The following is an 18,929-nucleotide window of genomic DNA, read 5'->3' on the forward strand; positions in this document are numbered from 1 at the left end:
TTTCCCCTAAAATGAATATCGATTTTTTAACTCCAATAAAAGACTCTGTAGTAGCAGATATTATATCTCGCTCTAACAATGTGTTAGGAAAAAAAGTTCGTTTACACACTACGAATAATTTTCCCGACCTGACTTCTGTTGCTGTAGCAATAGTGGGAGTTAAAGACGGTAGAGGATCTGAAGAAAATTTTGGTTGTGGTCAAAACTTAGAAGGTATAAGAAAGTATTTATACCAATTATTTCCTGGTAATTGGCAAGCTGAAATAGCAGATTTAGGAGATGTTCAAATGGGAAGTAGTTTATCTGATACTTACTTCGCAGTATCTTCAATAGTAACTTCGCTCTTAAAGAAAAACATTATTCCTTTAATTATTGGTGGCGGTCAAGACATAACTTATGCCAATTATAGAGCTTACGATGCTTTAGAGCAGACTGTAAATTTGGTGTCAGTAGATAGTCGTTTCGATTTAGGGACTATTGATGATGAATTAACTTCGACTTCGTTTTTAAGTAAAATACTTTTAGAACAGCCTAATAATCTTTTCAATTATAGTAATATAGGGTATCAAACCTATTTTAACTCTCAAGAAGAAATTGACCTAATACACAAAATGTATTTCGATGCATATCGCCTTGGTGAAGTGAAAAATATTACATTGGTTGAACCAATAATGAGAGATGCCGATATTGTAAGTATAGATATTGGAAGCATACGAAATAGTGATGCACCTGCAAACAATAATAGTTCTCCTAACGGATTTTATGGAGAAGAAGTTTGTGCTATAGCACGTTATGCAGGGATAAGTGATAAAGTAACATCTTTTGGTATTTATGAATACAACGGAGCGAAAGATGAAGACGGACAAACAGCTCATTTAATAGCTCAAATGATATGGTATTTTATTGAAGGAATAAATAGTAGAGCAAAAGATTATCCGTATACAACAAAAGAAAATTATCAAAAGTTTACAGTGATACTAGACGACGATGACCCAATAAACTTCTATAAAAGTAATAGAAGTGGTCGTTGGTGGATGGAAATAAATTTAATATCGAATAATAAACATAAAAGACATGCGTTAATACCTTGTAACTATCAAGATTATGAGCAAGCATTGCAGCAAAAGATACCTAATAGATGGTATAAAGCAATGCAAAAAATAGTATAGTAGTCTTATATTATTGTGTTCAAAAAAATATAGTAGGTAATTGTTTTTTAATAAAAAAAATAATAGGTTTACGCCTCTTTTATAGAAAGAATATAGTATGAAGAAAATAGCAGCATTTGCATTATTAGTATCTATCGTGTACGCTTGTGGTTCAAGTGGAGATAGAGGAGAGTTGGTAGGAGCAAAGTCGAAAAGAAAATGGTTTGCTGAAAAGCCTTACGGAATGGTGAAAATACCAGGAGGATCATTTACTATGGGTAAACAAGATGAAGACCCGTTAGGAGCGATGAATGCACCAACCAAAACAGTTACTGTTCAACCATTTTATATGGATGAAACAGAGATTACTAATAGTGAATATAAGCAATTTGTTAATTGGGTAAGAGATTCGATTGTACGTACCAAATTAGCATATCAAGCTGAATTTGCTGATGGAGGTGAAGAACCTGTTGAAGGAAGTAGAGCAGAAGGAATCCAATTATACGCATTTGCTTCAAAAGATACAGTTAATGAATCTGCATATCAAAAGTATATGAGAGAGAACTACTATGAAGTAGGTGAAGGTTTAGATTCTTTAAAACCATTAAACTGGGAAGAAGAAATTATTTGGGAAAAAGAAGAGTACCCAGATGAGGACTATGTAGAGGTAATGGATTCTTTATTTATTAAAAAAGAAGAAGCATTAAATGGAATTAGAACATTTAATACGAAGTTATTAAACTACAGGTATTACTGGTTCGATAACGAACAAGCTGCAAGAACTGGTAAAAACAGAAAAGACTTTATGAGAGATGAAGTGTTAAACATCTATCCAGATACAACTGTTTGGATTAAAGATTTTAACTACTCGTACAACGATCCAATGCACCAAGAATATTTTGCACATAAGGCATACGAAGACTACCCAGTAGTTGGAGTAAATTGGTACCAAGCAAGAGCATTTTGTCACTGGAGAACACAAAATAAAAACAGATACCAACGTTCTAAAAAGAATTTAGGTTTAGTACCAGCGTTCAGATTACCAACTGAAGCAGAGTGGGAGTATGCAGCTCGTGGAGGATTGAACTACGCTAAATACCCTTGGGGAGGTCCTAACACTACAAGTGATAGAGGATGTTTCTTAGCTAACTTTAAACCAGTTCGTGGTGATTATGCTGCAGATGGTGCTTTATATACTGTAGAGGCAGTTTCGTACAACGCAAACGAATACGGTTTATATAACATGGCAGGTAACGTAGCAGAGTGGACAAATACTGCATATAACCAAATGTCTTACTATATGGGATCAACAATGAACCCGAATGTAGAAAACAGAGAAAATCAACGTAAAATTATCCGTGGTGGCTCATGGAAAGATGTAGCATATTTCTTAGAAGTAAGTTCTCGTGATTGGGAATATGCCGATACAGCAAGAAGTTATATTGGATTTAGAACAGTACAAGACTTCTTAGGAACAAGTAAAAGTAAATAACAATAAATTAATTAAATTCCCTTAAAAAAGTAAAAATTATGGCACAATCAAAATCGACTAAGAGATTATTTAACATGGCCTATGGTCTTGGAGCAGCAATTGTAATTCTAGGAGCATTATTCAAAATTATGCACTTTAAAATTGGTCCATTAACAGGAGGTTTAATGTTAACAATTGGTATGGCGGTAGAAGCAGGAGTATTCGCACTTTCAGCTTTTGAACCTATTGAAGATGAATTAGACTGGACAAAAGTTTACCCAGAATTGGCAGATGGGCAATCTTCAGGAAAAGGTAAAAAAGAAGCATCACCTGTAGAAGCTCAAAGTATGTTATCTCAAAAGTTAGATGATATTTTAAAAGAAGCAAAGTTAGATGCTGGTTTAATCTCTAGTTTAGGAGATAGTATCAAAAATTTCCAAGGAGCTGCAGAAGGATTAACGTCTACTTCAGCAACTATTTCATCAACGAATCAATATAACGAGCAAATGGCTATGGCTGCTGCTAAGTTAGAGTCATTAAATAGCTTATATTCTACTCAAGTAGAAAATGCAAGTAAGCAAGCTGACTTAAACTCTGCTTTAGTTCAAAACTCTCAACGTTTACAAGAGCAAATGGATTCTTTGGCAACGAATTTATCTTCTTTAAACGGAGTGTACGGTGGAATGTTATCTGCAATGTCTAACAAGTAATTAGTTTTATACTAATATTTAAAACTAATTAAATATGGCAGGAGGTAAACAATCACCAAGGCAGAAGATGATTAACCTGATGTATCTAGTATTCTTAGCAATGCTAGCAATGCAGATGGATAAAAAGGTTTTATCATCTTTTGGTTTCATGAAGGAAAAAATTGAAGATGCAAATATTGTAGCAACAGCTAACAATACAGCTTCATTACAAGGTTTAGCTACAAAAGCTAGCGAACAACCAGAAAAGTTTGGAGAATTAAACGATAAAGCAAAGCAAATTAGCGAAGCTTCTACAGCTCTTTACGATTACTTAGCAGGTTTAAAAGATAAAATGACTGCTGATGTTAGTGAAGAGGATAAGACTAATTACGAGTCTCAAAAAAGTCCAGACAAAGTAGACGAATTATTATTTGCAGGAGATAAATTTACTCCAGAAGGAGATAAGTTTGTTGCTGAAATTAATAACTACAGCGCTAAATTAAAAGAGGTGTTAGGAGATAAAGCATCTGCTGAAATTCTTAAAAATATTGATAAGCGTTTTAATACAAATCCAGATAAATCTGCAGAAGGACAAGATATTCCTTGGTTAAAGAGTCGTTACGAAGGAATGCCTTTAATTACTTCGGTAGCAAATGTTAGTCAAATTCAAGGAGATATCAAAACTACAGAATCTGAAATTTATTCAGCTTTAGTAGGAGGTCAGTTAGAATCTGATGTATCTTTAAAGAACTATACAGGTATTGTAGCATTAGATAAAAATGCATTTTATCCTGGTGAAAAAGTTACAGGATCTGTAATCTTAGGGCGTTATGATGCTACATTAAAACCAACAAAAGTTGAGTTTAATGGAAATAAAGATTATAAGAACTTTAAAGACGGTAGAGTTGTTGTAGACATGGCTGCTGGTGGAGTAGGTGATAAAACAATAAAAGGTACAATTTTCTTCACAGAGAATGGTGAAGAAGTACCAGTACCATTCGAAAGTTCTTATTCAGTAATTCCTAAGCCAAATGATGCAGTTATTTCTGCAGATAAGATGAATGTGGTTTATAAAGGATTATCGAATCCATTAACAATTTCTATTCCAGGTATACCAGGAAATAAAGTAACAGCTTCTGCTCCAGGTTTACGTAGAGTAAAAGGAAATAGTTATGTAATGAGACCAACAGGAAGTGGTGAAGTAACTATTAGAGTTAGTGGTACTTTAGATGGTAAGAAAATTACATCTAATAAGAAATTCAGAATCAAAGATATTCCACCAGCGGTAGGAATGGTAAGAGGAAGATATGGTACTGTAAAAATGCCTAAGTCTAGTTTACAAAAAGTAACAGTAGCAGCAGGTTTACCAGATTTCTTATTTGATTTAAAATTAAATGTATCTAGCTTTAAAATTAAAGTTCCTGGTCAAGTAGCAATACCAGTTACAGGAACTCGTTTAAATGCTAGAGCAAAACAGGCAGTAGCTAGAGCAAGAAGAAATGACCAAGTTGTAATATTTGATATTAAAGCTTCAGTTTCAGGTTCTAATTACAAAATTAAAGAAGTGTTACCTGTATCTATACAAGTTTCAAATTAATAAAAAAACATATTTAGTATGAATTGGAAGCGTTTTTATGTGGTTATTATAGCATTAGCAACTAGTGGATTAGTTAATGCACAAGCCAACCTTTTAAATGCTAAAAAGGTAGATGACATTGGAAAGAAGTCTGAGGCGCAAATTGCTTCAGAAGACGATAAACCTCTTCCTTATGGTTATATAAGTGATAGAGATGTATTATGGTCTAAGGTAGTTTGGGAGTTTGTAGACATCAACCAAAAAATAAATTTGCCTTACTATTATCCAATTGATACTGCTAGTGCAGCAAATAATCGTAGATCTTTATTTGATACTTTATTAAGAGGTGTTAAGAATGGTGAAATAAAAGAAGTATATGCTGATTCTTATTTTACAACTAAAGTTGGAGAACAAGAGATTGATAATATGACTCGTAAAGAGGTTGATACTGGAGTAGAAGGTGAAGAGCCTGATGTGTATACAGTGCAATCTGCTGATATTAAGGGATTCATGTTAAAAGGTCTTTGGTATTTCGACAAAAGGCAAGGAGAGTTAAAATACCGTTTATTAGGTATTGCTCCAATGGGACCAGATGTACAGGTTTTTGGAGTAGAAGAACTTGAAGACTCTGATAAAGACAATATGTATGAGTTATTCTGGGTATTCTATCCAGACGCAAGAAATACGTTACACAATGCTAAGGTTTTCAATCCACAAAACTCAGCGCAACCTATTTCTTACGATAACTTATTAAATGCTCGTAGGTTTAATTCAACTGTAATGAAAGAAGAGAACTTATACGGAGATAGAGCAATTAAAGATTATGTTCGCGGAAATTCACTTTTCCAATTATTAGAAGCTAATAGAATTAAAGAAGGAATACGTAACCGTGAAATGGATATGTGGAATTACTAAAATTCTATCACTATATTTAAAAAGGCGTTTGTTACTACAAACGCCTTTTTTTTATGAATAAACTTACTAATTTTGCGCTATGAATAAAAAGGTAGATTATATAGTTGTTGGTCTTGGTTTAGCAGGTATTGCTTTTGTTGAAGAGTTGATAAAGGGAAATAAAACCTTTTTGGTTTTTGAAAATTCCTCACAAGTTTCATCTTTAGTTGCAGGTGGAACTTATAATCCTGTTATTTTAAAAAGATTTACTCCAGTATGGAATGGTCATCAGCAATTAGAATTAGCATTGCCTTTTTATAAAGAGTTAGAAGAGAAACTTAGTGTAAAGTTAGATGCTAAGTTTATAACTAAAAAAGTATTCAATTCTATAGGAGATGAAAATAATTGGTTTACTGCTTTAGACAAACCTATGCTTTCGTTGTATATGAAGTCTGAAATATCTAAAGAAAAGATTGATGGAGTTGTTGGAGAATTTGGTTTTGGAGAATTAAAAGGAACCGGAAGAATAGATACTGGTGTTTTATTAAAATCGTACAAAGAATATCTAAAAGAAAAAGAAGTTCTAGTTGAAGAAAATTTTGAGTATGATACTATTACTTTTGAAGAAGAAACAGTTTCATATCAAACCATAAGAGCTAATCATATTATATTTTGTGAAGGCTTTGGATTAAAGAAAAATCCGTTTTTTAATTATTTACCATTGAATGGAACAAAAGGAGAAATTTTAACAATACACGCTCCAGAATTAAAAATAGATTTCTTGTTAAAATCTACTGTTTTTGTATTGCCTTTAGGAGATGATTATTATAAAGTAGGAGCAACGTTTAATTGGACAGATAAAACATCTATCCCAACTAAAGAAGGAAAAGAAGAACTAGTTGAAAAACTAAAAAAAGTAATCGCTGTACCTTATACTATTGTTGATCAATCTGCAGGAATTAGACCTACAGTAAAAGATAGAAGACCATTAGTAGGAATTCATCCTCAAAAGAATAAATTAGCAGTTTTAAACGGTTTAGGAACACGTGGAGTTATGATTGCTCCAACAGTAGCTAAAAACTTATTTAATCACATTGAAAATAACGAAAAACTGGATAATGATATAAATATAACGAGGTTTGAAGCGATGTTAACTTAATTTTTTCTTAGCATCTTTATCATAGCTAACAAAAAAGTTTATCCAAATAATTCTCGAAAGTCTTAACGTTACAGGAATAAGTAAGAAAGAAATGACTACAATAGCGATAAAACTATGAAAAATACTCAAACCTAAAAATACCTTAGCAATAATAAAAATAGCTACAAATAAAGCTACAGCTAAAGCATAATTTACATACATAGCACCAAAGAAAAATGATGGTTCCATCATGTACTTTAAACCACAGCTAGGGCAGTTTTCATATAATTGAGTTATTTTTTTAGGATTTAAGTTTAATTTGTATTTGTAAAAATCTCCCTCATGGCAACGTGGACATTTATTTCTGAAAATACTATATAATTTTGATCCTTTGCCTAACATATCTACTAAATTAAAAATAAAATAACTACTTCGTTTTTGTAAGTTTGTGCAAAAATATAACAAAACGAAAAATAGCTTGTAACAAGTGTTACAAAGTTACAGTAATTAATCAAGAAATATGCTAAACGTACATAATTTATCGGTTTCTTTTATGGGGTCTGATTTATTCTCTGGAATAACCTTTAAGTTAACTAAAGGAGATCGAATTGGATTGATTGGGAAAAATGGAGCAGGAAAGTCTACTTTATTAAAAGTACTTTCTAAAGACATCGAAAGTAGCGGTGGTACTTTAGCATTTGATAAAGATATTCAAGTAGGTTTCTTACGACAAGATATAGATTTTGTTCATGGGAGAACTATTCTCGAAGAAGCTTATCAAGCATTTACAGAGATTAAAGCTATTGAAAAAGAATTAGAAGAAATCAATGAGCAATTAGCAGAAAGAACCGATTATGAAAGTGAAAGTTATAATCAGTTAATTGTAGATTTAAACGAAAAAACTGAACGTTACGAACTGTTAGGAGGATACAATTACCAAGGAGAAACAGAAAAAATATTACAAGGTTTAGGTTTCCAGCGAGAAGATTTTGACAAACTTACCGATACTTTCTCTGGAGGTTGGCGTATGCGTATAGAGCTTGCAAAATTATTACTTCAAAATAATGATATTCTTTTACTCGATGAGCCTACGAACCACTTAGATATTGAATCGATTATTTGGTTAGAAAATTTCTTAAAAAACTATTCGGGAGCTATTGTGTTAGTGTCGCATGATAAAATGTTCTTAGATAATGTAACTAATAGAACTATTGAGATTTCTTTAGGTCAAATTTACGATTACAAAAAACCGTATTCTGAATTTTTAAAGCTTAGAGCAGAAATAAAAGAAAAACAATTACAAGCACAGAAAAATCAACAAAAAGAAATTGAACATACCGAAAAATTAATCGAAAAATTTAGAGCCAAAGCTAATAAAGCAGCAATGGCACAATCGTTAATTAAAAAGCTCGATAGAGTAGAACGTATTGAAGTAGATCAAGATGATAATGCGGTGATGAACATTCGCTTTCAGGTTTCAAAAGAACCAGGAAAGATTGTAGTAGAAGCAGAAAACCTATGTAAGAGTTACGGAGAAAAAGAAGTTTTAAAAGATGTCGATTTATTAATTGAACGCAATAGCAAAATTGCTTTTGTGGGACAAAATGGACAAGGAAAATCAACCTTAGCAAAAATGATGGTTGGAGAAATTCCTTTCGATGGTCATTTAAAATTAGGTCATAATGTTGAAGTTGGATATTTTGCTCAAAACCAATCGGAATATTTACCACCAGAAAAAACGGTTTTAGAAGTGATGGAAGATGCTGCAACCGATACCAATAGAGCTCGTGTTAGAGATATGTTAGGTGCGTTTTTATTTAGTGGTGAGGCTGTAGATAAAAAAGCAAAAGTACTTTCTGGAGGTGAACGTAATAGATTGGCGTTATGTAAATTATTACTTTCTCCGTTCAATGTCTTAATCATGGATGAGCCTACCAATCACTTAGATATAGCTTCTAAAAATGTATTAAAAAAGGCTTTGCAAAACTTTGATGGAACTTTAATTATCGTTTCTCACGATCGTGATTTCTTACAAGGATTAACTACTACAGTTTACGGATTTAAAGACCGTGAGATTAAAGAATATTTAGGAGATATAGATTATTTCTTAGAGCAACACAAAATTGAAAGTTTACGAGAAGCAGAGAAAAGAACTGTAGTACAAACAACTAAAGATACTTCTAAAAAAGAAGCTTATAAACTTTCAAAAGAACAAGAAAAGGAATTAAAAAAACTAAAGAATAAGCTTAATAAAATAGAAAATCAAATCGCTGATTTAGAAGTTGAAATTGAAAAGATTGATTTAGAATTAGCAGAAAACTATGCAGAAGTATCTGCTCGTCCTAATTTCTTTGAAAACTATAAGACTAAAAAAGCTAAGCTAGAAGAATTAATGGAAGAATGGGAGTTGGTAGAAGAACAAGTATCTAATTTTTAACTAGCGCAAAATGCTCTTTCAGTTAGAAATACCTACACCTAAAAATCAACAAGTTCATCTTTCTGTCTTACAAGATAAGGAAGTTGAGTTATGGATTAAAAGAGAAGATGCCATTCACCCTTTTGTTTCGGGGAATAAGTATAGAAAATTAAAGTATAATGTTGAAGAAGCGTTAAAGCTTCAAAAAAAAACAATATTAACCTTTGGTGGCGCATATTCTAATCATATTGCAGCTACAGCTTCTGCTGGCAAATTAGCAGGATTACAAACTATTGGAGTTATTCGTGGAGACGAACTCGGAAAAGACTTAGAAAAAACTCTTTCTCAAAATACTACATTAAAAGAAGCTCATAAAAACGGAATGCAGTTTCATTTTATTTCTAGAAGTCTTTATAGAAATAAAACCGATGAAAACTTTATTGAAGAACTTAAAAAAGAGTTTGGAGATTTTTATCTAATTCCAGAAGGAGGTACTAATAATTTAGCCATAAAAGGCTGCGAAGAAATCGTAACTATCGAAGATGAAAAATTCGATTATATTTGTTGCGCTGTTGGTACTGGTGGTACTATTTCTGGATTGATAAATTCAGTAAAAGAACATCAAAAGGTAATAGGTTTTCCAGCATTAAAAGGAGATTTTCTTCAGCAAGAAATATCTGATTTATCAAAAAGGAATGATAATTGGGAGTTAGAATTAGCATATCATTTTGGTGGTTACGGAAAATACAATCCAACATTAATTCGTTTTATTAACGAGTTTAAAAAAGAAACCAATATTCAATTAGATCCTATTTATACAGGTAAAATGTTGTTTGGGATTTTAGATATGATTGAGAAAAATCAGTTTAAAAAAAGAAGCAAGATTTTAGCAATTCATACTGGTGGATTACAAGGAATTGACGGGTTTAATGAGAAGTTAAAAAATAAAAATCAAGAAATAATTAAAGTTTAATGAATTTAAGATTACTTATAGCAAGTATAGTTACTTCGTTACTTTTAGTAAGTTGTGGGTCGAGTAAAAAAGTGGTTAATAACACCAATAAAAATGTGATTATTGAGCATGAAGAAAAAAAGCCAGATGTACCACAGTTAGAACAAATAGAAAAACCGTTAAAAACAAACGGAAATCATACCTTAGCGTACATTCATAAATTTGCACCAATAGCTGTTCGCGAAATGAATGAATACGGAATCCCTGCAAGTATTACTTTGGCTCAAGGAGTTTTAGAGTCGGGGAGTGGGAGAAGTCCGTTAGCAATTCGATCTAACAATCATTTTGGAATTAAATGTCACCGAGGTTGGAAAGGAAAAAGCGTTACTCATGACGATGATGAAAAAGGAGAATGCTTTAGAAAGTATAAATACCCAGAAACTTCTTATGAAGATCATTCTAAATTTTTAGTATCAAGAAAAAGATACGCTGGTTTATTCCGTTTACGAAAAACTGACTATAAAGGTTGGGCATATGGATTAAAAAGAGCAGGATATGCTACCGACAGAAGATATCCGCAAAAATTAATAGGAATTATTAAAAAATATAATTTAACTCGATATGATAGAGTTAAAACAAAAAAGAATAAAGTGAGTAAGCCTACGTATTCAACAGGGAATTATTATAAAGTACAAAAAGGAGATACGTTGTATTCTATTTCTAGAAAGTTTAAAATTTCTGTTGATCAATTAAAAGAGGTAAACGGATTAAAAAGTAATGCGTTAAGCATTGGTCAGCACTTATTAATAAACTAAAAAAAACAGGAGTATTACACTCCTGTTTTTCCTACTTTAATCAACCAATCAACAAAAACTACCATGTGTAATTTTTCTTTTTTGCTTGTTTTTTAATAGCTTTAATCATTACACTTTCTAATTCATTTTTTTTGTCATTTTTACTACGTTTTGTAGCTACATAAATCTTTCTTTTTTTATTTAACTCTTGAATTTTCTTCTGAATTCTAGCTCGCTCAGTTCGTTTTTTTTCTACATAAGCTTTCAGTTCTTTTTCAGATTTATTTTGTAAATGTTTAGGTAATTTACTCTTCTTAAGCTTTCTGTAATCCATCTTTTTATTAGACGAAGCATCGACCAAATCCCATTCAGCATTGCTGTATAACTTTGAACTTTTTGTTACCGCACGTTTCACTACTACTTCTTCATTCAAAGCGGCTGCATTATCATCTTGCAACGATTGTTTGTTGTATTTAGAAAAACCTTTATTTCCGTAGTAAATATAAGTTCCATTTAATTTCTTGTTCAAGATTAGAATATCCTTATCATAAGGAGTTACAATGTGAACAATGTTTTTATTGTGATTAATCGTCATGTAATCTCCATTGCCTAAAACTGCTCCATCTTTCCAACTACCCGAAATTCCGTTTTGATAATCTCCACAAAAAATTGTGTTTACTACAATTCCTTTTTCTTTAGCATTGGTAATAGCGTCTTTATAATAGGTATTTCCTTGGGTAAAAGGTTCGTTTCCGGCAATAAAAATCATTTTTAAATCATTTCTTTCTTTTCCCCATTCCAATTCATTTAATGAAGTTTGAATAACTTCTCCGCAATATTCGCTTCCTCCATTGGTGGTCAGCGAAAATAAACGTTCAGAAATATCGTCAAGATCATTCGTAAAGTGTAAAACTTTTCTAATGTATCCGTTTTTAGCAGATAAACGATCGTTTCCGTATTCATATAATGCAATTTCTAAATTCGGAGTTACTCCATTGTACTTAGCATACGATAATTCATTCACGATTTCCCATAATTGTGCTTTTGCCTGATTAATAAGTCCGTCCATGCTATTACTAGTGTCTAATAATAGTGCAACTTTTACGGTTTGTTTTTTAGGTGAGTTATTGGAGTAACCAAAACTATTAATGAACAGAAACGAAACAATTAGAGCTTTTAAAACATACGATTTCATAATTTTTAATTTTAAATGGTTTGTACAGATTATGAAAGTTTGTGTTGATTTTGATACCCTAAAACTATAATGAACTTAATTGGTAAAAAAAGTAGAATGAGTGAATGCAATAATTGATTGAGTGAACTAGAAATTAAAATGAGTAAAGTGGTATATTTTATTATTTTTTCGTTGTTTGTTACTAGAATCTGATTTTTTGAACCCGTTTTTTGTGTGTATGTTTACTGAAAAAATCAGAGGTTTTATGAAAAAAATAGGTTTAGTAATTACGACAGTTTTAATATTAATTATTGGATGTAATAATAAGAAACATGCTAATATTAATACAGTAGAAGTTTTAGATAATGAAAATAAGGAAGTAAAAGTTGATACAACTTTATTGGAAATTGCAGATTTACCAGTTTATATTGATAGCACTGAATATTTAATTCATCCGATAGGATTTGTAAATAAAAGTAGAAAAGGTATTGGGTATATTTATAAATCATCAAGAGGTAAAAATGATGGTTTTCATTTATCGAATAATTATAGAGATGAGATAACTGGTAATATGAATAATTTGAAATTTCAAAAAAAGAATTCAAATGAATTAAAATTATTGACTAAAAATCATATAAAAGTTAAATCGGTTAGGTTTCTTCGAGATATTTTTAATAATCTTAAAAAGAAAATGTTGTTGTACGAAATAGTTGATACAGATAGTAATAAAGACGGTAAAATAACACTAGAAGATATAGAGGGTTTGTATTTAAGTAAAGTAAATGGAGATGATTTTATAAAAATAACGAAACCTAATCATAAAGTATTAATGTCTAAAATAGTTAAAGAGCTTAATAGATTGTATTTTAAAACTCTAATTAAGAAATCTGAAAAAGCTAAAGTTGATATTCACTATTTTTATATTGACTTTAATGATAAAGAGATTAAAGTGACTGAATACTTTCCATTAAATTAATAATGAAAAAAATATATTTAATACTATTTCTATTAGGAACATTTCAAATGTTCTCTCAAATAACTTCTCAAGAAAGAAATGAGTTTCTTGTTAAGGTTAAAGTAGAAAGTAGTAATAATAGTGAACCAATTACAGATGCTCAAGTTTCGGTAAATTCAAGAAATTATAACTATTCTTTTATAGATAGAAGATATAATATAAAAGCAAGAGCAGGAGATGAGTTAATTGTACGTCATCCAGATTTTGAAACGGTTTATTACACGATTAAAGACGACGAGGATATAAAAATTAAAGTAGAAGGTTTTGTAAGGAAATCAAAGCCCAGAAAAACTTCTAAAAGTATAATTTCTAAAAGAGCTAAAGTCGATTTATATCCTACATATTTAGATTCTGCTAACTTCTTTAAGAATAAGGATATTGATAAAAGTATATCGTTTATTGAGAAAACATTAAAAACGAATCCAAGTAGACAAAGAAAAGCAAGTTCATACAAAACATTAGCAGACATATATTTTTATTGGAAACAATATGATTTAGCAGTTCAAAATTATAGAGAATCGCTAAAATATATGAATACTCAAAGTGTAAGATTGTCGTTAGCAAAATCTCAATACTTTTTGGGAGAATTTAAAGAAAGTAAACAAACCTATTTATCTCTTTTAAAAGGGAAATTGAGTGTTTATGAAAAGCTAACAGTTCATGAAGGTTTAGGGGATGTTTATACCAAGGAAAAAGAATATACTAAGGCAAAAGAAAGTTATAACAAGGCTCTTGTTATAGCAAAAGAGAATTTAATCACTCCAAAAATTACCGATTTAAACTCAAAGTTAGCAGGTGTTTTTGCATTACAAGGGGAAACGGAAAAGGCGAATAAATACTTTAATAATTCTTTAGATTTAGCATCAAAAGAAAATGCAAAACGTTCTTTAAAAGAGCAAGAAAAGGTTGCCGATTTTTACAATCAATCACAACGTTACGATGAGGAGATTCAGTTAAGGAAAGAAAGTTTAAAAAATACCGATGATATTGTTGTTACTGAAATGGAAAAACAAGAATCTATAGTAGATTCTATTACTTCTCAAAAAATAAATTATAAAATAGGAAATGCCTATGTACTTAAAGAAGATTATAAAGAAGCAATTCCGTTTTTAAAGAAAAGTATTTCTGAAGCTGATAAAAACGAAGATTTAATTATTCAAAAAGATGCTACTAGAAAATTGTCTGAGGTTTATGCTACTGTAGGTAATTATTCCGAAGCATTAAAGAGTTATCAAGATTATGTGAAGTTGGTTGATACTTTGTATTCAAAAAAAGAGCAAGAAATTCAACAAGTAAAAAGGTTTAGCAAGCGAATATCAGAAAATCAAAATAGAATTACGAGTTTAGAAAAAGACAAGGCTTTAAACGATAGTAAAATAAACTTAGCATATAAAGATCAACAACTTGCAGAGGAAAGCTATATGAGGCAACAGATTATAATTTATTCTCTTGTTGCTGGAATTTTATTAATGAGTTTACTAGCATATTTTATGTTCAGAACGAATAGAGAGCAAAAATTAGCAAATAATTTATTGGCATTAAAATCGATGCGATCTCAAATGAATCCGCATTTTATTTTTAATGCATTAAATTCAGTGAATAGCTTCATAGCAGTAAATGACGAGCGAAGTGCTAATAGATATTTGTCAGAATTTTCGGTGCTAATGCGATCGGTTTTAGAAAATTCAGATGAAGATTTTATTCCACTTTCTAAGGAAATTGAACTGTTAGAATTGTATGTAAAGTTAGAGCATAATCGATTTAAGGATAAGTTTGATTATACGATTAAAATCGACGAACAAATCCGATTAGAAGAATATTCAATTCCGCCAATGTTGTTACAACCTTATATAGAAAATGCTATCTGGCATGGGCTTCGATACAAAGAAGAAAAAGGGAGTTTGAAAATTTCTATGAATCAAAAAAATGAAGATTCTATTGTAATTCTAATAGAAGATGATGGAGTTGGAAGGAAGAAGTCTAAGGAAATGAAAACAAAAAATCAGTTAAAGCAAAAATCGAAAGGAATGAGTACGATTCAGAATAGAATTGCTATTTTAAATGATATGTATCAAGATAAAATTTCAGTTTTGGTAACTGATGTTTTTGAAGATGAAAGCGGAACAAGAGTAGAGTTGATATTAAAAAAGGATTAAGCTATGAAGTTAAAAACAATTATTGTAGAAGACGAAGCGATAAGCAGAGATATTTTACGAAATTATATTGCAAAATATTGTCCGAATGTTGAGTTATTGGGAGAAGCAAGTAATATAAAAGAAGGAGAAGAGCTTATTAAAAAACACGATTTAGATTTGGTTTTTCTCGACGTAGAAATGCCTTTTGGTAATGCTTTTGATTTATTAGAGAAAATAGAAAACAGAACTTTTGAAGTGGTGTTTGTTACTGCGTATGATCATTATGCTATTGAAGCTTTAAATACACAAGCAACTTATTATTTATTAAAACCAATTTCTATAGATGAATTAATACAAGCTGTGAATTTGGTTACTGAAATTAAAGAAAAGGAAGTGGCGCTAGAAAGTTCGGTTTTAACACCAAAAACAAAAACTATAAACGGAAAAATAACCATTCCACTACAAGATGGTTTTGAAGTAATAAACACCTGTGATATTTTATTTTGTAAAGCCGATGATAATTATACAGAACTGTATTTTGAAAATACTAAAAAACTAGTAAGTAAAACACTTAAATATTTTGAAGATATTTTAAAAGAATCGTCGTTTGTAAGAGTGCACAAATCATTTTTAGTAAATGTAAATGAAATTGTAAAATATAAGAAAGGAAAAGGAGGGAGTGTAGTATTATCAAACGGAAAAGAGATTATGGTTTCTTCTTCTAAAAAAGCTAATTTGTTATCTTATTTTAAATAAAATGAAAAGAGTTTATTGGTTAATTCTGATTTTTGTATTTACCTCTTGTAATTATATTTTTAGAACAATCTCTGTAGAAATTGTAAATAATACAAATCATAAAATCGAATCGTTAGTTATAATTCCAAATGCTAATTCTAAAAAAGTATTTATAGAAAAGGGAAAATCGATTAATTATATTTTAGATTTAAGTTCTATTCCAAAAAGAGATGGGAGCTATTTGTTAAGTTATAAATCTAACGATAAATTAATAGAGAAAGGATTTGGTTATTTTTCAAACGGAATGCCAGTTGAGAAAAAGATGGTTATAAGAATAGAAAAGGATTCAATAGATTTTAAAAGTATATATTAAATGGAAAAATTATGCCAATAATAAAGCCAGTAAATGGAAAACATCCACAAATATCAGAAGATTGTTATATCGCTGAAAATGCAACAATTGTAGGAGAGGTAACTATGGGTAAAGAATGTAGTGTGTGGTTTAATGCTGTAATTCGTGGTGATGTGCATTTTATTAAAATGGGAGATAAAGTAAATATCCAAGACGGGGCAGTGATACATGCTACCTATCAAAAATCACCTACAACTATTGGTGATAATGTATCTATTGGTCACAATGCAATTGTACATGGTTGCACGATTCATGATAATGTTTTGGTCGGAATGGGAAGTATTATTATGGATGATTGTGTAATAGAATCAAATTCTATTATTGCTGCTGGGGCTGTAGTAACTAAAAATACCAAAGTAGAAAGCGGAAGTATTTATGCAGGTGTACCAGCAAAAAAAGTAAAAGATATATCTGAAGAATTAATTTCAGGAGAAATAGACCGAATAGCGAATAACTATGTAAAGTATTCAAGTTGGTTTAAAGAATAAAAAGAAAATCCAATTCAATAAACTGAATTGGATTTTCATATCAAAATCAACCTAAACTAACTACTGTTAATTATTCTTTGTGTTCTTTTTTATGCTTTCTTTTTTTCGAGTGTTTCTTCATTCGCTTTTTCATCTTATGCTTTCTTTTTAAAGCTATTTTTTCAAACTTTTCAAATTGTTCTTTATTTAAAATTTGCTTCATTTCTGCTTTAAAAGCTATTTGACTATCTAATTTAGCATTCATTTTTGCATAACGCTCATCTGCAGAAAGTTTTTGATTATTCTTTTTTCTAGCTTTAAACTCTTCGCGCATTTTTTGTCTTTTTTCAATTTTCTGAGCTAAAAGAGGCTTAATTCTTCGTTGTTGATTTGCAGTTAAATCTAGTGCTAACGTCATTTTTTTAACAGCTAAATTTGTTTTTTGTTCAACCGATAAAGGCTCGTGGTTCTCTTTTTTATTTCTTTTTTGAGCTTGAGTAGAAAATACAAAGGCTAAAAGAATAACTAAAGTGCTTACTATTTTTTTCATGATATTAATTTTTTACTTTTAAAATTATTTACACTTCTATGACTAATCATTTTTAAAAAGGTTTAAATTTGAGGATTGACTTTAACATTTTATTTGCATTTTATGAAAAGAATAATTAAACCTCTTTCTGTTATAGTTGTCCTAGTTTTAGTACTAATTGCAGTGTTTTTCTTTTGGGCTTCTTCACCACTTTTAGATAAGTCTGAGTACGAAAAGTTATATGAAACTTCTTATAAAACAGAAATTGATAACGATTCTATTTATAGCATAGTAACGTATAATATTGGTTATTTAAGTGGAATGACAAATAATAAATCGATAGAAAAACCTTTAGAGTTGTTTCAAAAGAATTTAGAAAAAGTAAAAAAAGAGTTTACTAAAATAAATGCTGATATAATTGCTTTTCAAGAAATAGATTATAACTCAGCTCGTTCGTATGAGGTAAACCAAGAAGATGAAATAGCCAAACTTGGCTATAAATATGTTGCTAAAGGAATTAATTGGGATGAAACTTATGTTCCCTTTCCGTATTGGCCACCATCAATGCATTTTGGAAAGATGAATTCTGGACAATCAATACTTTCAAAATATGAATTAAAAGACTATGAGCGTATCGTTTTAGAAAGAGTTCCTACAAGTCCGTTTTATAGAGATGCACTATATTTAGAAAGACTAGCACAGGTTGTTAAAGTGAAAATTGAAGATAAAGAACTTGTAGTAATAAATATTCATTTAGAAGCTTTTGATAAACCAACAAGAGTTAGACAATTTAATTATGTGGTAGGAAATTTATTCAATAAATATAGAAAAGAGTATCCAACAATATTGTTAGGAGATTTTAATTCTAGGGCTCGAGATAAAGAGGCTATTGTGCAAGAAATGTTTAATATGGAAGATGTAGGAAATGCTAGTTTTACAAAAGCTAATCCAGAGAACACATTTGATACTAAAGATTTGTACGAAAGAATAGATTATATTTTCTACACCAAAAACTCTATTGAATATATAAACGGAAGAGTTTTAAATGAATTAGGGCAAGCTTCAGACCATTTACCAGTAGAAATGAAATTCAAATTGAAGAGATAATAAACAAAAAATCCGAACATTACGTTCGGATTTTTTATGTGGTGCCTCCAGGAATCGAACCAGGGACACAAGGATTTTCAGTCCTTTGCTCTACCAACTGAGCTAAGGCACCATTGGTGTGCTTTTCGAAAACTTTAAATAAAACTCGCAGCGTTAACCGCGAGTTTTAGTGGTGGTGCCTCCAGGAATCGAACCAGGGACACAAGGATTTTCAGTCCTTTGCTCTACCAACTGAGCTAAGGCACCAGTAGCTTTCGTTAAGCGGATGCAAATATAT

Annotated in this window: 18 protein-coding genes and 2 tRNA genes; 15 read left to right on the plus strand and 5 right to left on the minus strand. The window is 30.6% G+C overall.

Annotated elements, in window-relative coordinates:
* Window positions 1-11: 11 nt before the first annotated feature.
* The 6 genes from WH52_RS12045 (at window position 12) to WH52_RS12070 (ending at window position 6,937) form a co-directional block, all read left to right on the plus strand.
* Complete coding sequence (locus WH52_RS12045; protein ID WP_086031208.1) at window positions 12-1,169, plus strand: formimidoylglutamase; 1,158 nt, start codon at window positions 12-14, stop codon at window positions 1,167-1,169.
* A gap of 97 nt (window positions 1,170-1,266) precedes the next feature.
* Entirely contained in the window at window positions 1,267-2,640 is a 1,374-nt protein-coding gene (gene porK / locus WH52_RS12050; protein WP_086031209.1) for a T9SS ring complex lipoprotein PorK/GldK, read from the plus strand.
* Window positions 2,641-2,678: 38 nt separating this feature from the next.
* A complete protein-coding gene (porL, locus tag WH52_RS12055) occupies window positions 2,679-3,329 on the plus strand; it encodes a type IX secretion system motor protein PorL/GldL (RefSeq protein ID WP_086031210.1) in 651 nt (216 codons plus the stop codon).
* 34 nt (window positions 3,330-3,363) lie between these two features.
* Window positions 3,364-4,905 (plus strand): type IX secretion system motor protein PorM/GldM, encoded by a 1,542-nt coding sequence (gene porM, locus WH52_RS12060; RefSeq protein WP_086031211.1) that lies wholly within the window; start codon window positions 3,364-3,366, stop codon window positions 4,903-4,905.
* 18 nt (window positions 4,906-4,923) lie between these two features.
* Window positions 4,924-5,799, plus strand: coding sequence for a type IX secretion system ring subunit PorN/GldN (porN, locus tag WH52_RS12065; RefSeq protein ID WP_086031212.1), 876 nt, complete (start codon window positions 4,924-4,926; stop codon window positions 5,797-5,799).
* 79 nt (window positions 5,800-5,878) lie between these two features.
* The gene (locus tag WH52_RS12070; protein WP_086031213.1) at window positions 5,879-6,937 is read left to right on the plus strand and encodes an NAD(P)/FAD-dependent oxidoreductase; all 1,059 of its coding nucleotides are present in this window, start codon (window positions 5,879-5,881) and stop codon (window positions 6,935-6,937) included.
* Here the strand turns inward: WH52_RS12070 and WH52_RS12075 are convergent.
* Window positions 6,929-7,318, minus strand: a complete 390-nt coding sequence (locus tag WH52_RS12075) for a DUF983 domain-containing protein (RefSeq protein ID WP_086031226.1) — start codon at window positions 7,316-7,318, stop codon at window positions 6,929-6,931. The genes WH52_RS12070 and WH52_RS12075 overlap by 9 nt on opposite strands.
* Before the next feature lie 118 nt (window positions 7,319-7,436).
* Between WH52_RS12075 and WH52_RS12080 the strand changes: the two genes are divergently transcribed.
* Genes WH52_RS12080 through WH52_RS12090 form a run of 3 tightly spaced genes read left to right on the plus strand, consistent with a single transcriptional unit; the run spans window position 7,437 to window position 11,099 of the window.
* A complete protein-coding gene (locus tag WH52_RS12080; protein WP_086031214.1) occupies window positions 7,437-9,353 on the plus strand; it encodes an ABC-F family ATP-binding cassette domain-containing protein in 1,917 nt (638 codons plus the stop codon).
* 10 nt (window positions 9,354-9,363) lie between these two features.
* Window positions 9,364-10,305, plus strand: coding sequence for a 1-aminocyclopropane-1-carboxylate deaminase/D-cysteine desulfhydrase (locus WH52_RS12085; RefSeq protein ID WP_086031215.1), 942 nt, complete (start codon window positions 9,364-9,366; stop codon window positions 10,303-10,305).
* On the plus strand, window positions 10,305-11,099 hold the full coding sequence (locus WH52_RS12090; protein WP_086031216.1) for a glucosaminidase domain-containing protein: 795 nt from the start codon (window positions 10,305-10,307) through the stop codon (window positions 11,097-11,099). The genes WH52_RS12085 and WH52_RS12090 overlap by 1 nt, the downstream gene beginning before the upstream one ends.
* Window positions 11,100-11,157: 58 nt before the next feature.
* Here the strand turns inward: WH52_RS12090 and WH52_RS12095 are convergent, their stop codons facing one another.
* The gene (locus WH52_RS12095; protein WP_086031217.1) at window positions 11,158-12,273 is read right to left on the minus strand and encodes a vWA domain-containing protein; all 1,116 of its coding nucleotides are present in this window, start codon (window positions 12,271-12,273) and stop codon (window positions 11,158-11,160) included.
* A 244-nt stretch (window positions 12,274-12,517) separates the two neighbouring features.
* Between WH52_RS12095 and WH52_RS12100 the strand changes: the two genes are divergently transcribed.
* The 5 genes from WH52_RS12100 to WH52_RS12120 are packed head-to-tail and all read left to right on the plus strand — an operon-like array spanning window position 12,518 to window position 17,037.
* Entirely contained in the window at window positions 12,518-13,228 is a 711-nt protein-coding gene (locus WH52_RS12100; RefSeq protein ID WP_143592159.1) for a hypothetical protein, read from the plus strand.
* 2 nt (window positions 13,229-13,230) lie between these two features.
* Window positions 13,231-15,423, plus strand: a complete 2,193-nt coding sequence (locus WH52_RS12105) for a tetratricopeptide repeat-containing sensor histidine kinase (protein WP_086031219.1) — start codon at window positions 13,231-13,233, stop codon at window positions 15,421-15,423.
* A gap of 3 nt (window positions 15,424-15,426) precedes the next feature.
* Entirely contained in the window at window positions 15,427-16,158 is a 732-nt protein-coding gene (locus tag WH52_RS12110; RefSeq protein ID WP_086031220.1) for a LytR/AlgR family response regulator transcription factor, read from the plus strand.
* A 1-nt stretch (window position 16,159) separates the two neighbouring features.
* The gene (locus WH52_RS12115) at window positions 16,160-16,510 is read left to right on the plus strand and encodes a hypothetical protein (RefSeq protein WP_086031221.1); all 351 of its coding nucleotides are present in this window, start codon (window positions 16,160-16,162) and stop codon (window positions 16,508-16,510) included.
* An 11-nt stretch (window positions 16,511-16,521) separates the two neighbouring features.
* The gene (locus WH52_RS12120) at window positions 16,522-17,037 is read left to right on the plus strand and encodes a gamma carbonic anhydrase family protein (RefSeq protein ID WP_086031222.1); all 516 of its coding nucleotides are present in this window, start codon (window positions 16,522-16,524) and stop codon (window positions 17,035-17,037) included.
* A 70-nt stretch (window positions 17,038-17,107) separates the two neighbouring features.
* Here WH52_RS12120 and WH52_RS12125 read toward each other — a convergent pair whose 3' ends face one another.
* Window positions 17,108-17,566: a hypothetical protein gene (locus WH52_RS12125; RefSeq protein WP_086031223.1), complete on the minus strand. Its 459-nt coding sequence runs from the start codon at window positions 17,564-17,566 to the stop codon at window positions 17,108-17,110.
* A 102-nt stretch (window positions 17,567-17,668) separates the two neighbouring features.
* Here WH52_RS12125 and WH52_RS12130 point away from each other — a divergent pair, with 102 nt between their 5' ends.
* Window positions 17,669-18,652: an endonuclease/exonuclease/phosphatase family protein gene (locus WH52_RS12130; protein WP_086031224.1), complete on the plus strand. Its 984-nt coding sequence runs from the start codon at window positions 17,669-17,671 to the stop codon at window positions 18,650-18,652.
* Window positions 18,653-18,691: 39 nt separating this feature from the next.
* On the opposite strand, the gene WH52_RS12135 is transcribed toward WH52_RS12130, so the two are convergent.
* Both WH52_RS12135 and WH52_RS12140 read right to left on the minus strand, forming a co-directional pair.
* Window positions 18,692-18,764 (minus strand) — tRNA-Phe (locus WH52_RS12135).
* Window positions 18,765-18,822: 58 nt separating this feature from the next.
* Window positions 18,823-18,898: transfer RNA gene (locus WH52_RS12140), tRNA-Phe, on the minus strand.
* Window positions 18,899-18,929: the final 31 nt, after the last annotated feature.

Source organism: Tenacibaculum holothuriorum (assembly GCF_002120225.1).
In the GTDB taxonomy this organism is placed as follows: Bacteria; Bacteroidota; Bacteroidia; order Flavobacteriales; family Flavobacteriaceae; genus Polaribacter; species Polaribacter holothuriorum.